The 13,041-nt window shown below is 53.5% G+C and carries 10 protein-coding genes; 2 read left to right on the top strand and 8 right to left on the bottom strand.

Annotation, left to right across the window (positions count from 1 at the left end; all coding sequences use genetic code 11):
* Positions 1 to 272: 272 nt before the first annotated feature.
* The 4 genes from rlmB to carA all read right to left on the bottom strand — a co-directional run bounded on the left by rlmB (position 273) and on the right by carA (position 3,984).
* Positions 273 to 1,379 carry a 23S rRNA (guanosine(2251)-2'-O)-methyltransferase RlmB gene (gene rlmB / locus CKL79_RS10650; RefSeq protein WP_240518794.1) on the bottom strand — a complete coding sequence of 369 codons (1,107 nt, stop codon included), beginning with the start codon at positions 1,377 to 1,379 and terminating at the stop codon, positions 273 to 275.
* Between the two features lie 191 nt (positions 1,380 to 1,570).
* Positions 1,571 to 2,074 carry a ribonuclease III domain-containing protein gene (locus tag CKL79_RS10655; protein WP_240518795.1) on the bottom strand — a complete coding sequence of 168 codons (504 nt, stop codon included), beginning with the start codon at positions 2,072 to 2,074 and terminating at the stop codon, positions 1,571 to 1,573.
* Positions 2,075 to 2,238: 164 nt separating this feature from the next.
* Positions 2,239 to 2,607 carry an STAS domain-containing protein gene (locus CKL79_RS10660; protein WP_121969567.1) on the bottom strand — a complete coding sequence of 123 codons (369 nt, stop codon included), beginning with the start codon at positions 2,605 to 2,607 and terminating at the stop codon, positions 2,239 to 2,241.
* 162 nt (positions 2,608 to 2,769) lie between these two features.
* Positions 2,770 to 3,984 carry a glutamine-hydrolyzing carbamoyl-phosphate synthase small subunit gene (gene carA / locus CKL79_RS10665; protein WP_121969568.1) on the bottom strand — a complete coding sequence of 405 codons (1,215 nt, stop codon included), beginning with the start codon at positions 3,982 to 3,984 and terminating at the stop codon, positions 2,770 to 2,772.
* A gap of 244 nt (positions 3,985 to 4,228) precedes the next feature.
* Here carA and CKL79_RS10670 point away from each other — a divergent pair, with 244 nt between their 5' ends.
* Complete coding sequence (locus CKL79_RS10670; protein WP_170944030.1) at positions 4,229 to 5,032, top strand: retropepsin-like aspartic protease; 804 nt, start codon at positions 4,229 to 4,231, stop codon at positions 5,030 to 5,032.
* A 54-nt stretch (positions 5,033 to 5,086) separates the two neighbouring features.
* On the opposite strand, the gene CKL79_RS10675 is transcribed toward CKL79_RS10670, so the two are convergent.
* Together CKL79_RS10675 and argJ are read right to left on the bottom strand one after the other, a co-directional pair.
* Complete coding sequence (locus CKL79_RS10675; RefSeq protein WP_121969570.1) at positions 5,087 to 6,214, bottom strand: hypothetical protein; 1,128 nt, start codon at positions 6,212 to 6,214, stop codon at positions 5,087 to 5,089.
* A gap of 118 nt (positions 6,215 to 6,332) precedes the next feature.
* Positions 6,333 to 7,667 carry a bifunctional ornithine acetyltransferase/N-acetylglutamate synthase gene (gene argJ, locus CKL79_RS10680; protein ID WP_121969571.1) on the bottom strand — a complete coding sequence of 445 codons (1,335 nt, stop codon included), beginning with the start codon at positions 7,665 to 7,667 and terminating at the stop codon, positions 6,333 to 6,335.
* A 253-nt stretch (positions 7,668 to 7,920) separates the two neighbouring features.
* On the opposite strand from argJ, the gene lnt reads away from it, so the two are divergent.
* Entirely contained in the window at positions 7,921 to 9,444 is a 1,524-nt protein-coding gene (gene lnt, locus CKL79_RS10685) for an apolipoprotein N-acyltransferase (protein ID WP_121969617.1), read from the top strand.
* Here lnt and CKL79_RS10690 read toward each other — a convergent pair.
* Complete coding sequence (locus CKL79_RS10690) at positions 9,388 to 11,406, bottom strand: EAL domain-containing protein (RefSeq protein WP_121969572.1); 2,019 nt, start codon at positions 11,404 to 11,406, stop codon at positions 9,388 to 9,390. The genes lnt and CKL79_RS10690 overlap by 57 nt on opposite strands.
* 335 nt (positions 11,407 to 11,741) lie before the next feature.
* On the bottom strand, positions 11,742 to 12,845 hold the full coding sequence (locus CKL79_RS10695) for an alpha/beta fold hydrolase (protein ID WP_121969573.1): 1,104 nt from the start codon (positions 12,843 to 12,845) through the stop codon (positions 11,742 to 11,744).
* Between the last annotated feature and the right edge of the window lie 196 nt (positions 12,846 to 13,041).

Consider the following 13,041-nt stretch of genomic DNA (forward strand, 5'->3'; position numbering starts at 1 on the left):
GATGGCTAGAGGAAACCTTTTATATCTGACTGTCAGAGGAGCCTGTAGCCCCTCTATAGAAACTTTAGCTATGCCCTTAGCTGCACAAGGAAGAGGTGAAAATTTGGATGGCTGCTAGGCAAACCGCTGGGGAAGCAGTGATACAGCTTGGCGTGCAGCCACACTTCCTGGATAAACAGATTGTTCAAGAACTTTATCTTAGAGCAAATGCCTAGCTATGAATGTTTGAGCATAACAATTTTGAAGAGAAACCATATTCAGCACTTGCATCTTTATACTTCGTTACCTGAAGAACTAGCAATCGTTAAAGCCGGCAATTTTTTTACCCAGGCTTGGCGATAGATCTCGTAGAGAGCCATGCCAGTCGCCACAGATGCATTGAGGCTAGGCGTTTTGCCCCGTAGCTCAATCGCTACCAGCGAATCACAAAGATTTTGTACCGATAGGCTCAGACCGGCTCCCTCAGCCCCTACCACCAAGACAACAGGGGCGGAAAAGTCAGCGGTGTGAATCGGCTGCGCGGCTTCGGCAGCTAAGCCGTAAATCCAGAACTCACTCTTTTTCAGGTATTCTAACGATCGCCCTAGATTCACAACTCTAGCAATAGGAATATTCTCCAAAGCGCCAGCGGCCACTTTAGAAACAGTAGAGGTGACCCCCACTGCTCGCCGCTGCGGGATCACGATCCCCTGAGCGCCAATGGCCTCTGCTGAGCGAATAATCGCGCCTAAATTATGCGGATCGGTAATGCCATCAGCGGCAACAATCACCGGGCGGCGAGCCGCTGCTTTGGCCTGTTCCACCAGTATCTCTAGCTCGACATATTCGTAAGCTGCTACCTGAGCCACAATGCCTTGATGGCTGGCTCCCTGTGTCATCTGAGACAGGCGCAGGCTGTCAACTTCATCAATCACCGCCCCGTTAGCCTTGGCTTCTACAATCAAGGGGCGAAAGCGGGAATCGTAGCGGAGCTTGGCATTAATCCAGAGGCGATTGAGCGATCGCTTAGCGGCGATCGCCGCTTCTACTGAATGACGGCCATAGATCAGGTCTGGTTTAAGATCTTCTAGGGCAGTATCGCCATCTTCAATATCGTCGCGACGGCGGTCTCTAAAATTTTCGCCAGAGGCGCGGTCAGATCTGGGCTTGCCAAACGACTTACCGGGCTTAGCGGGAACTCTCCCTTTGGCTAGCTGCGGGCGGTCCGACTGCTTAGGTCTGCTGCTGCCAGTAGACTTTCCAGTAGACTTTGATTTAATTCTTGGCTTTGACCCAGCGTTAGAACTGGCGCTGGTACGAGGTTTAGGGCCTGATTTTCGGTGGCGAGAAGGTTTCGAAGATGGTGCTGAAAAATCGGATGGATGCTCTGGGCCGCTCACGCGCAATTCCTCTGATAGTTCCTGGTCTGACAATTCCTTTGGAGCTGAATACTCTTACAACCAGTGTAGGCGGACTGATACCTGATGGGTATGACGTTTAAGTCACAATAAAACATCTAATGTTGGGAGATCTATAACCTGCTGCAGAGATAAACTGGCAGACCTTAAGTACCTCCAGGTCAGAAAGGGGCCTATATTTCCAACCGATTCAGCAAATTGAGCAGGCGAGGCTGATCGTTGAGATAGAGAAAACCGACTAAAGCCTCAAAACCAGTGGCTTTTTGATACTCTTTGGCTCCTACTCGGCGATGGCGGCCAGAGGTCGCATTTCGCCCGCGCCGCAAAATTTCTTTCTCTGCGTCGCTTAAGTAGGGGATAAGGACATCTGCGTACTCTGCCTGCTGTTCGGCTTTAACCTCAGCGACGACCTGCTGGTGGTAGTGGCGGATGCGCTTAGCGGGAATCAGGAGGCGCGATCGCACATACAGCTCAAAAACGGCATCGCCTATGTAAGCCAGAGAGATGGGTGCAATCGAACCTGTCCGAGCAGCCGAAAGCTCATCCCCTAGCGGCGTGTTAATCAACTGAGTGAAACTGTCTTGCCCGCTCTCTTGAGCGGGATCAGCCGCTAACTCTTTGTCTGGTGGTGACGGCGGAACATTGGCTGATGAATGATTGGACGGCAGCTGTACCACAGTGGATTTTGCCAGAAACAGCAGACAGCCGCCTTGCCCATGGCCGCTGAGCCCCAACGCTAAAAGCGAGTGCCTGAGCGTTGACGACGATACTTACGGCAGTAGAGCAGCAGAGGGCCATGAAAAAGTCTTCAGGCAAAGGGATCTCTAATGTAGAGAAACCGCTAAAGCTTTTTCAAGTTTTCGATGGCGGCATCTACATTGGGCTGCAAAGATAAAAACTGCTCTAATCGAACCAGCTTAACCGTTTGCGTCACCCGAGGATTGCTGACCACTTGGAGGCTACCGCTCTCGCCTTTGGCCTTTTTAACCAAGCGAACCAGTGCGCCCAGGCCAGAACTGTCAACAAAGTCAATTGTGGACAAATCTAGGATGATATGAGCTGGGCCATCTTCAATGTACTTATTGATAACCTTCAGAAAAGTTGGCTCTGAAAAAGCATCTAAAAGCCCGGTGAGGCGAAAAATTTGACATTTTCCCCTAACTTCGCGGGTGCCTCTAAGACTAACTGTTAGGGTGAGCGACTCAGCGATGGGAGGACCTCCTGATGTGCCTAGCGTTGAACGACAATATGACGCTTAAGTATAGGTCAAGATACTATCGACTGCAAGATAGAATTTAGTCTTGCGGTATATCCCTCTCAAGACATGGCTATTATGCCCGCCACTGGGGCATTCTCTTGCAGACAAAATAAATCATTGCGTCGTTTTTGCGGATGCTTGCCGCTCGCGCATGGCCTTTACAAAGTTGGCAAACAGGTAGTCAGCATCGTGGGGGCCAGGACTCGCTTCGGGGTGATATTGCACAGAGAAGACGGGCAACTGACGGTGGCGGATGCCTGCGACCGTCCGATCATTGAGATTGAGATGGGTGATCTCGACCTGTGTTTCGTCAATAGAGTCGGCATCGAGCGCAAACCCATGATTTTGACTGGTAATTTCAATCTGCTCGGTGAGACCGCAGGGCTGGTTGAGTCCGCGATGGCCAAACTTAAGCTTGAAGGTTTCAGCGCCTAGAGATAGCCCCAAGATCTGATGACCCATACAGATGCCAAAGGTGGGTAGCTGACTTTCGACTAGCGCGCGGGTGAGCTGAGGCGCATTGGTGACAGCGGCTGGATCGCCTGGGCCATTGGATAGAAATATACCGTCGGGCCGGTAGCTCAATATCTCTTCTGCTGATGTGTCAGCGGGAACGACGGTCACATGACAACCATAGCTAGCCAGGCGTCTTAAGATGTTGCGCTTGATGCCAAAATCAACGGCAACGACCTTTAAAGGTCGCTCTTCAGTGCTAGTAGCGGGAGGCTCTAGGACTACGCCAGGACTGCCGGGATCGGCTATAGGCTGGCTCTCAGCGCTGAAAGCCCAGCCCTGACCTGTGGCCTCGCGCCATTCATAGATCTCCTGAGTGGTGACTTCTCTGACTAAGTTCAGCCCTTCCATCGAAGGGAGGGTTTGTAGCTGACGCAGCAGTTCTTCTGGGTCAAGCACTTCACTGGAGATAGCGCCATTCATTGCCCCGGCGCTGCGCAATTGGCGGGTGAGGGCGCGCGTATCGATGCCGTAGATGCCTGGGATAGAATGCGCTTTGAGATAATCGCTGAGCGATTGAGTTGATCGCCAGCTGCTGGGGCGATCGCAGATATTTTTGGCGATCGCTCCGCGTACAAAGGGCCGAGCTGATTCTTCGTCTTCAGGATTGACGCCGGTATTGCCCAGCTCTGGATAGGTGAACGTGACAATTTGACCGCAGTAACTAGGGTCTGTCAGCACTTCCTGGTAGCCGGTCATTCCTGTATTGAAGACAACCTCACCCATCGTGGTACCCGCCGCTCCAAATGACCAACCTCGATAGATAGAACCATCTTCTAAAATGAGCAAAGCAGGCTGAGCAGCGGGATTAAACATAAGTTAGCTAAAAGTGAACGCCAAGCTGAAAATACTGAGTCTGTCAGAGGTTTGACTAAAGATCTATCAGAGTCTGACCAAAAGATCCGTATTAAGACGAGAGTCAGACAGAAAATAGTCAGGGAAATTTAGAGATAGATCAGGTGAAACATCAATCATGGGCCCGTCTCAATCCGCCTATCGCTTCATATTATTGCCTAGTTTTGTCGGATTGGTATGCTGTTCTTGTGCTTCTGCTCCCAAGATGACCCGTATAGCAGAAGAATCGACCGATCCGTCCAGCAGCCTCTCGCCTGTAGCTTCTACCTCAGTGGCTGTGCCGCCATCTCCCTCGGCTGCTACGCCCGCACCGGCTTACAGAGAGGGGATCAACCTCGCCTCTAGTGCCTACCACTTGAGTCAGACGGCGATTTCGCCGGATGATTGGACCTTGATTGCTGGCCGATGGCAGCAGGCGGCTAATCAGATGAAGCAAGTGGGCGCAGGTGATGAAAATTATGAGGTAGCCCAGCAAAAAATAGCAGAATATGCTCGTAACGCTGCGCAAGCCAACGCGGTGGTAGCAAACCTGCAGGCATCGGTCTATGCGCCGCTAGCGCCGCTGCCGCCTGAGGCGATCGCTCCCACCAGGCCAAAAGTTGCCATTGCGGTCACTGGCGCGCCTCCTAGCGCTCAACGAGTGCGAGTGCCCATTGTTCGTCGGCTCTACGGCACGCCCGTTGTGCGAGTCACCTTCAATGGTGTAAAAACCTACGAAATGATCCTAGATACCGGCGCTAGCCGTACCCTAATTACTCGCCAGATGGCTAATGATCTAGGCATTGTGGCGACCGAGAGCATGATTGCCGCAACTGCCAGCGAATCGGCAGTGACCTTTGAAATAGGGCAAATGCGCTCAATATCGCTGGGCGCAATTACGCTTGCTGATGCGCGAGTCAGTATTGGCGACTCAGTGAGTATTGGCCTGCTGGGCAACGATTTTTTGAGTGGGTATGACGTGACGATTCGCGATCGCGAAAATACCGTCGAGCTAGTTGAGGCTAATTAAATGAGCCGCGCTTATCATCCAACGCTATAGCTGTCAAAACTGGTTTATACCGCTTTACTTAGCTATAGATGCCGACTCTACAGCAGGAAAATATATAGCAGGGCGGGGGGCAGCAGATGTTCTCAGCCCCGCTACCAAAGGAGAGTACAGATAGCCAGCACTATAGTACAGATTGGCTTTAGGCGTTGGCTTAGCTAAATTGCCATCAAACAGAACTGTCTCAGGCAACCCCTGCTGCAGCGTCTGTAGGCTTACGGCTGCTGGCGAAGGGTTTAGTGCAGCCTGAAGGTCAGCAAGCAACACAGACTCCTGAAGCGATAAAGACCGGGTTAGGTCAGCTAGAGCCCGGTCTGTAACGGTTTCGGCAGTCGTTAGACCAGCTGTTGTGCCAGTAGGGTCTGCTGCTGTTCCTGACAGCCGCTGTAAGTCGAGCAGAATAGCAGTGCCAATTGAGTCCTCTTCGGTCTCACTTGTCTCCATATCAAGGTCTGGCTGAGTCACCTTTGCTGGGGCTACGACTGGCAGAGGGTTTGGTGTCATCAGCGCTGGTGCAGAAGCCTCGGCTGATTCTTCTAGAGCAGCAGTAGAGAGAGGGGGCTGAGCGATTACTGCATCGGCTGTTTTAGGGGGCAGCATCGGTAGGCCATCGGCGGAGCGGGCTGGCGACTCTGCGGCGGTATTGCGCTCGGTCTGTGTGTCTGCCTGAGATGGGACCCTCAACGGTGGGGGGGCTGATGCCGCCAGTACAGTGCGAGCCGCCAATGAATCAACTAGTGGGGGCGAGGCTGGCACTGGGCTTCCTGTTGCCGGAATTGAGTTCGACGCGACCGAATTAGCAGTCTGCTTAACCTGGGACTGATCAAAAGGTGGCGAAGCGGGCAGGTAGACCTGTGAGCTGGTGGGGGCGTAGCGAGCAGGCGTGCGGGCGCTGGCAACATTGTTGAGGAGAACCGGGCGTTTGCTAACCGTCTCTGATGTTACAGTCTGCTCAAAATCTGGCTCTGTCGCGTCGCTAGTGGGTAAACTTGCCTCTGCTCTGGCCGAAACGTAAGCGCTTTCACCCGGCTCATCAGCAGGCGCTTCAAAACTCCACTCTGGAACGCGATCGCTCTGACCGCAGCCAGTCAGCCCAGCGAAAATAGCAGCCAGTGAAGTGACGAAGGCAGCGGTGACTTTACGCATTAGCTTTTGACTCTTCGATATATATAGGTAACAATGACGACTTTTTGCCTGCAAAAGTTTCGCGAGATTGCAAGGGTAATGGCCTCTCCTAATGGCCGCTCTGCTTTTGGCTAATTGGTCAGGTTGTGTATTCAGCGTTTATTTTTACGTAGTCATAGCTGAGATCGCAGCCCCAGGCTAGACCTTTACCAGGCCCAGCGCCCACGTTGACAGCGATTTGTACTGGATGAGCAAGGGCTTCTATGCTCTGAGTCTGGTGCATGAGGGACTCTTCGGCTGACAGAGGTGCGCTCTTATCTAGACGGGTAATCAGCACCTGGGACATGGCCTGAGTACTGCGCTCTGCTTGCTGTTTGAGATAGGCACTGGCAGCTGCTCGATCAAAAGGCTGAGGGGCTCCGTCAGTCATCAGCGTAAAGTCGCCTAGACTGATGTTGAGTTCGGCCTGGTCAAAGGGGATGCCCGCTCGTCCGGCAGCGCCCGCAATGCGGCCCCAGTTAGGATCGCGGCCAAAAATGGCGGATTTAACCAGGGAGGAGCCAGCCACGGTGCGGGCAATTTGACTGGCAGCGCGATCGCTCATCGCCCCCGTCACGGCTACTTCAATCAGGCAAGTGGCACCCTCCCCATCCCGGGTAATAGATTTGGCTAGATAGATACAAACCTCGGTCAGCATGGCTTCTAGCTTGTCAGCTTCGGGGCCAGGGGCGGTAATCGCTGGGGTGCGCGACTCACCGTTAGTCAGGGCGAGCAGACAGTCGTTAGTGCTGGTATCGCCATCGACAGTGATTTGATTAAAGCTTTTTGCGGTGGCGCGGCGCACCATATCTTGCCAGAGCTGTGAAGAGACGGCTGCATCGCAGGTGACAAAGCTCAGCATCGTTGCCATGTTGGGGTGAATCATGCCCGATCCTTTGGCAATGCCGCCAATGCGGACGGGGCGATCGCCGATCTGAGTTTCAAGCGCAATTGACTTGGTGATCAAATCGGTGGTGACAATGGCTCTAGCTGCTGCCGCCGATCCGGTGGGTGAGAGAGCCGCTACCGCATCTGGAATGCCAGCCTTTAGAATATCTAGCTTGAGGGGCTGACCAATTACACCGGTAGAGGCGAGCAATATTTGATCGGGAGAAATTTGCAGAGCGGCAGCGGCGGCGGCGGCGCTGGCTAAGGCGTCTTGCTTGCCCTGTTCGCCAGTACAGGCATTGGCTTGACCGGCATTGCAGAGAATGGCGCGAGCCGCCGGTTTGGCCTCTAATAGATCTTGGCAGTAATCGACGCAGGCGGCGCGTACCTGGCTCATAGTGAAGACTCCAGCAGCGATCGCCTCACAGTCTGACACGATCAGCGCGACATCAGGAGCCCCGGATGGCTTTAGTCCGGCGACAATACCAGCGGCGCGAAAGCCCTTAGGCGCAGTTACGCCTCCTTCAATTACCTGCCAGTCTGCCATGGGTTTCCTTGCTTTTTAAGATAAGGGGGAGTGAATTGGCAATGTGCGATCGCCATCACCTGGATCAAACTACCTTGTGAAGAGGGATTATATCAATAACTATGAAGGTGTTAAGTAGAGAGATGCTGACTTGAAGGGCTTACTGTCGAATTCGCGGTCAGATCTGCCGCTATCAAAAGCAGTTACTAAAGAAACTACGGGTTTGCTCAGTCAGCGCAGGTTAATCCTCAGTTTACTGGGCGGCGGCTTCCTTATGGGCGTAGCGCCGGTCAACGCTTGGCCGCTAGCCTGGGTCGCTATGGTGCCTTTATGGAGCGTGTTGCACAGGCCGCAGCAAACCGTTCGCAGTGTTTTAGTAGGCGCAGCGCTGTGGGGAGTGGCCTATCACGGGACAGCGCTCTCCTGGATCACTGGCCTGCATCCGCTGACCTGGATGGGAATGTCTTGGCTGGAAAGCATGGCGATCATGCTGTTTGCCTGGCTATTTATCACTCTCTGGGGCGCGGCTATCGGTATTACCTGGGTAGCGCTGATGCGCGGATTAATGCGATGGCAGGGGCTCAAAGGTGGCAATCGGGTCCTGGTCGGGACAGCGCTGTGGTGCGCAGTGGAATGGATCTGGAGTCAGGGGCCGCTGTACTGGACTTCTTTAAGCTACACTCAGAGCCCTTATAACCTAGTCGGATTGCAGCTAGGTCAGCTATCGGGGCCGATTACCGTCACAGCGGCCATCGTCGCTGTCAATGGCCTACTGGCTGAAGCTTGGTACGGGTGGCGCATTCGTTTACTGGCTCGCCAGTCTTTAGGCCAGTATTCGGGCCGGTATTTTGGTAGTGCGCTCGCCTTGTTCGTCGCCGTTCACTTACTAGGGCTCGGGCTCTACAGCAGACCTCTGGCAGACCGCCCCGCTGAGGCGCTAGTCGTTGGCTTAATTCAAGGGAATATTCCCACTGATCAAAAGCTAACGGCCAAAGGCATTCAGACCTCAAGGCAGGTTTACCTTGACGGGTATGAAGCGCTAGCCGCTGAGGGCGTCGATCTGGTCTTGACCCCTGAGGGAGCCATTCCTCAGGTGTGGAACCCGTTTCTGCAAAACCGTGATCTGCTACAGCGGGCAGTCGTGAAAAACGGGGTGCCGCTAGTTCTGGGCACCTTTGCTCGTCAGAACCCGGCGGAGAACCAGGGAGCGCTGACCCAAAGCCTACTGACTCTGACACCTGCAGGCGAAGTCGTTGGCCGCTATAACAAAGTCAAGCTAGTGCCGTTAGGGGAATACATTCCGCTAGAAAGCATCATCGGCATGCTGGTGAGCAGACTATCGCCTTATGGTGACAGCCTGGTTCCTGGCAAATTTGACCAGCTTCTAGAGACACCCTTTGGCCCGATAGCAGCGGGCATCTGCTACGAGTCGGCCTTTGCTGACCTGTTTCGTCAGCAGGTGCATAGAGGCGGTCAGGCCATTTTCACCGCTTCTAATAATGACCCCTATTCCCCCCGGCAGATGATTCAGCACCACGCGCAAGACGTGATGCGAGCTATTGAAACTGACCGCTGGGAAGCGCGAGTGACCAATACTGGCATCTCTGGCATCGTCGATCCGCGCGGGCGATCGCACTGGCTCTCAGCGCCCAATGAATATGTTACTCACCTGGATACCCTTTACCTCAGGCAAACCCAAACCCCCTACGTTCGCTGGGGCGACTGGCTGACGCCACTGCTGCTAGGAATCGCCTGCATCCGGTACGGACAGGAGATGGTCAATAGCGATCGCCGGTAGCGCTTCCGACAGCCACGGTCCCTGACCTAGACGACAGCCTAACGCTATCAGGGTCTGCATTTGCGTCTCTGTCTCGACCCCTTCAGCAATGACCGTCATGTTGGCACTGCGGCCCAAACAAACAATCGTTTTCACCATACTGCTGCTTTGACCGAGATCCAGCTCTTTGACAAACTCTCGGTCAATCTTGAGCGTATCAACCGCTAGCTGATGAAGCCGACTGAGGGAGGAATTTCCCCGCGCGAAATCATTCACGCAGAGACCAACGCTCAAGGCTTTTAGCTGCTGCAAAACCGCCGTAGTAATCGGGTCGCTGTTAACTAGAACCGATTCATTAAACTCTAGTTGGAAGGCCGAGGCCGATAGCTGAGCTGCCCTCAAACTGTCCTGCCAGTGAGAGACCATCTGGGGAGATGTCATCTCCAACACAGAAAGAGAAAGATGCACTCTCAAATTAGACCCGGCTGGTAGCTGTCGCCATTGTTTCAACTGCTGGCAAGCGGTGTGTATGACCTGCTCGCACAGCGGGCGGACGATGCCGATTTCTTCAGCTGCCGCCATAAACTCTTCGGCTTCTAAACAGCCTTGAGTGGGGTGATGCCAGCACAAGCGAACGGCAAGCCCCGATATCTGCCGGGTCCCCATATCAAAAATGGGCTGATAGTACAGATGGAACTGATGGCTCAGCAAAGCCTGCCGCAAATCATTCTCTAGTGTCACCCGATCTTTTGCTCGCCCTGGCATCGTCGGATTAAATAGGGCGTACGACTGGCCGCCGAGTGGCCCTTCATCTTGAATAATGATCGGTGAGCTGAGCGCGTCAGCGGGCTGCTGGTTTTGAAACGCCCGGCGGCTAAGCCGCTGTTTGGTTCGTTTTTTAGCCTGATACATAGCGGTATCGGCATCTCTAAGCGCTGCTTCGGGCTGATAGTAGCCACTGTGGCTAAAGGTAATGCCAATGCTAGCGCTGATAAAGACTTTTTGCCCTTCAATCAGGAAAGGCTGCTGGAGCTGCTCTTGCAATCGTTTTACAGCTGTGATGGCGTGCGCTTCATTCGGAATATCGTCTAGAAGTACCGCAAACTCATCGCCGCCCAGCCGAGCGACCAGATCTCTTCTACGCAGTATCTTCTTAATCTGAGCGGCGACCTGCTTCAGCAGCTGATCGCCGACGCCGTGTCCTAGAACGTCATTAACTGGCTTGAAGTTATCTAGATCAATAAACCAGACCGCATAGAGGTGATCAGGCTGGCGGTGGGCTAGCTGAATGGCTTGATAGAGCCGCTCAAGAAAATAACTGCGATTAGGGAGGCCAGTTAGCGGGTCGTGCAGAGAACTGTGGCGCAAGGCTGCCTCTCGCTTGAGCAGCTTTGTCTGATTCTTGAGCAGGAGATGCAGAGCCGAAGTGAGCACAGACGTACGCGCTTTGACTCGCTGCTCCAAGCGCTCGTTGGAGAGTTTGAGCTGATGGGCATGACGGGCAAGCTCCATCTGCGCCATGATCTGGCGGCTCAGCACCTGAAGCGTACTCAGCTGATGCACTGTGAGCTGGCGAGGCTGATAGTCAACGACGCACAGAGACCCAAGGTGATGGCCATCGGGCGTGGCTAGCGGGGCCCCGGCATAAAAGCGAATGTAGGGGGGGCCAGTCACCAGCGGATTTTGACAAAACCGAGGATCTTGCTGCGCGTCTTCTACAATCATTACCCCCATCTGCTGGATGGTATGAGCGCAAAAGGCTACACTGCGGGGCGTTTCATTAACGTCGGCCCCAACTTTCGCCTTAAACCACTGGCGATTAGCATCTATGAGACTGACAAAAGCGGCTGGCGTACCGCACACATGAGCCGCGAGCGCAGCAATGTCATCGTAGGCAGGCTCTGCCGACGTATCTAAAATATTGTAGTCTTGGAGCTTTGCAAGACGGAGGGTTTCTTTAGCCGGCCAAGAAGCTACTCTCATAGGTTAGCTATTGAAGCTGATCACATCATAGATGAACGGGTTAAAACTGTCTTGATTGACTAATAAAGGGCAGTCACCCTGGCGTGGTTGAGGTCTCAACGTGCTCCAAGGATAGTGGGCTTTGTGAATGACAAGTCATCAGGTTGCACTGGGTCAATACTTTCCTGATTTTATTTGTGCTTTTACTCTCAGTTGAAAGACTGATGCGGCTACCTATGCTGGTATCGCCAAGAATAAACCAGTCTTGCTTCTTTTTTGTATTAAAAGACACGGATGTAGGCAAAAGTTGAGCTTAAATCAAAAATGCTGCTGGCCACGGCTGTATGATACCTGAATCAGTCATGGGCTTGCTGAGATTCGATGTCTGGATTCACGAACTGATTAGCTGTGCTGGCGCGATCGCACCAATCAAGCACCCGGTTCCACGCCCACCAGCGGTCGGGATCTTGAATTTGCCGTTGGCAAGCGGCGCTGCTGACATAGCCTACGTGGCCACCCTGCTCGGTTAGTCTCAGATCGATCACTGGATTAGCGGCGCAGGTAGTCCGAATCTCTTTGACTAGGGCAGGGTCAAAGAGCGGGTCATCTGCGGCATAGAGAATTAAGGTTGGCTTATTAATCTGAGGTAGTAGGGAAAGCCCATTGGTGAGGGTATAGTACTCCTCCACAGAGCTAAGGCCCAACCGGGGAACCACTATCTCTTGGTCAAAACTGCGAATGCCATGGACGCGCTGAATAGCGTCTGGGTCAAAAGCATTGGGATGGTCTTGGTAGATCTGCTGTAGCAGGGCTTTGAGGTTGCGGGTGATGGCTTTTTCGAGGTATTTGCCGACGGGGGCATTGACTAGATAGTTGAGCGATCGCAGCGAATCCAGTGCTGGGCAAATCACCGCGCAGCCACCGATATCATCATCTTCTAAACCCAAATCAGCTCCCCATTCTTCAATCGTTTGAGCCGCCTTGATACCCCACAGCGCCAGCAGCCCGCCCAGCGAAAAGGCTGTGAACCAGATCGGAGCTGGACAGCCCATCTGCTTAGCAGCAGCGGCAATACGGACAAAGTCTTCGCCTTCATATAGCCCATCAGAGGTCAGGGTAGGCGAGAGTGTAGCCGTTTTACCGTGAGCCCGCCAGTCGAAAATGACCACTGCGTAGCCTCGGGCATAGGCTTTGCAGGCCATCAGCCTGAGAAACCACTGGTCTTCTAGACTGCCAGTGATGCCATAGGTGCCCACAATAGTGCCGATAGGATTTTCAGGAATGGCAACCAGCCCAAAGATGGGAACGCCCTGCGCGCCTGTAAAAATTTTCTCCTGGTAGACCGGCTCGGGTTCAGCGATGGTACGTTGCCAGTTGGCACCGGCGCGGAGCCCGGCATAGAGGGTCATTGCCAGGCCATTGCTCAGCAGCCAGGGGGCACGGTAGGGAGTTGAATTCATGCAGGCAGATTTCATTGTGAGTTGCAACGATCTTAGCCGGTAGCCAGAATTTCACAGTGCCCTTTTGCTCGAAAGCAACCTGCGAGAATTCGGCGCAGACGTTCTAAGGTCTGTTAATTTTGAAGCGTTTGCGGTAGCCGATGGCAATTTGATCATCGGTCAAAATCTGATATCTTCTGAGCTATTGGCTGAGAAG

This window comes from Leptolyngbya sp. BC1307 (genome assembly GCF_002286735.1).
Classification (GTDB): domain Bacteria; phylum Cyanobacteriota; class Cyanobacteriia; order Phormidesmidales; family Phormidesmidaceae; genus Phormidesmis.

What these genes read in the sequence shown, in the direction of transcription:
- CKL79_RS10675 (WP_121969570.1), bottom strand. Translation starts at nt 6,214, where the DNA reads ATGCGTAAAGTCACCGCTGCCTTCGTCACTTCACTGGCTGCTATTTTC.
- argJ (WP_121969571.1), bottom strand. Translation starts at nt 7,667, where the DNA reads ATGGCAGACTGGCAGGTAATTGAAGGAGGCGTAACTGCGCCTAAGGGC.
- CKL79_RS10690 (WP_121969572.1), bottom strand. Translation starts at nt 11,406, where the DNA reads ATGAGAGTAGCTTCTTGGCCGGCTAAAGAAACCCTCCGTCTTGCAAAG.
- CKL79_RS10695 (WP_121969573.1), bottom strand. Translation starts at nt 12,845, where the DNA reads ATGAATTCAACTCCCTACCGTGCCCCCTGGCTGCTGAGCAATGGCCTG.
- carA (WP_121969568.1), bottom strand. Translation starts at nt 3,984, where the DNA reads ATGTTTAATCCCGCTGCTCAGCCTGCTTTGCTCATTTTAGAAGATGGT.
- lnt (WP_121969617.1), top strand. Translation starts at nt 7,921, where the DNA reads ATGGGCGTAGCGCCGGTCAACGCTTGGCCGCTAGCCTGGGTCGCTATG.
- CKL79_RS10670 (WP_170944030.1), top strand. Translation starts at nt 4,229, where the DNA reads ATGACCCGTATAGCAGAAGAATCGACCGATCCGTCCAGCAGCCTCTCG.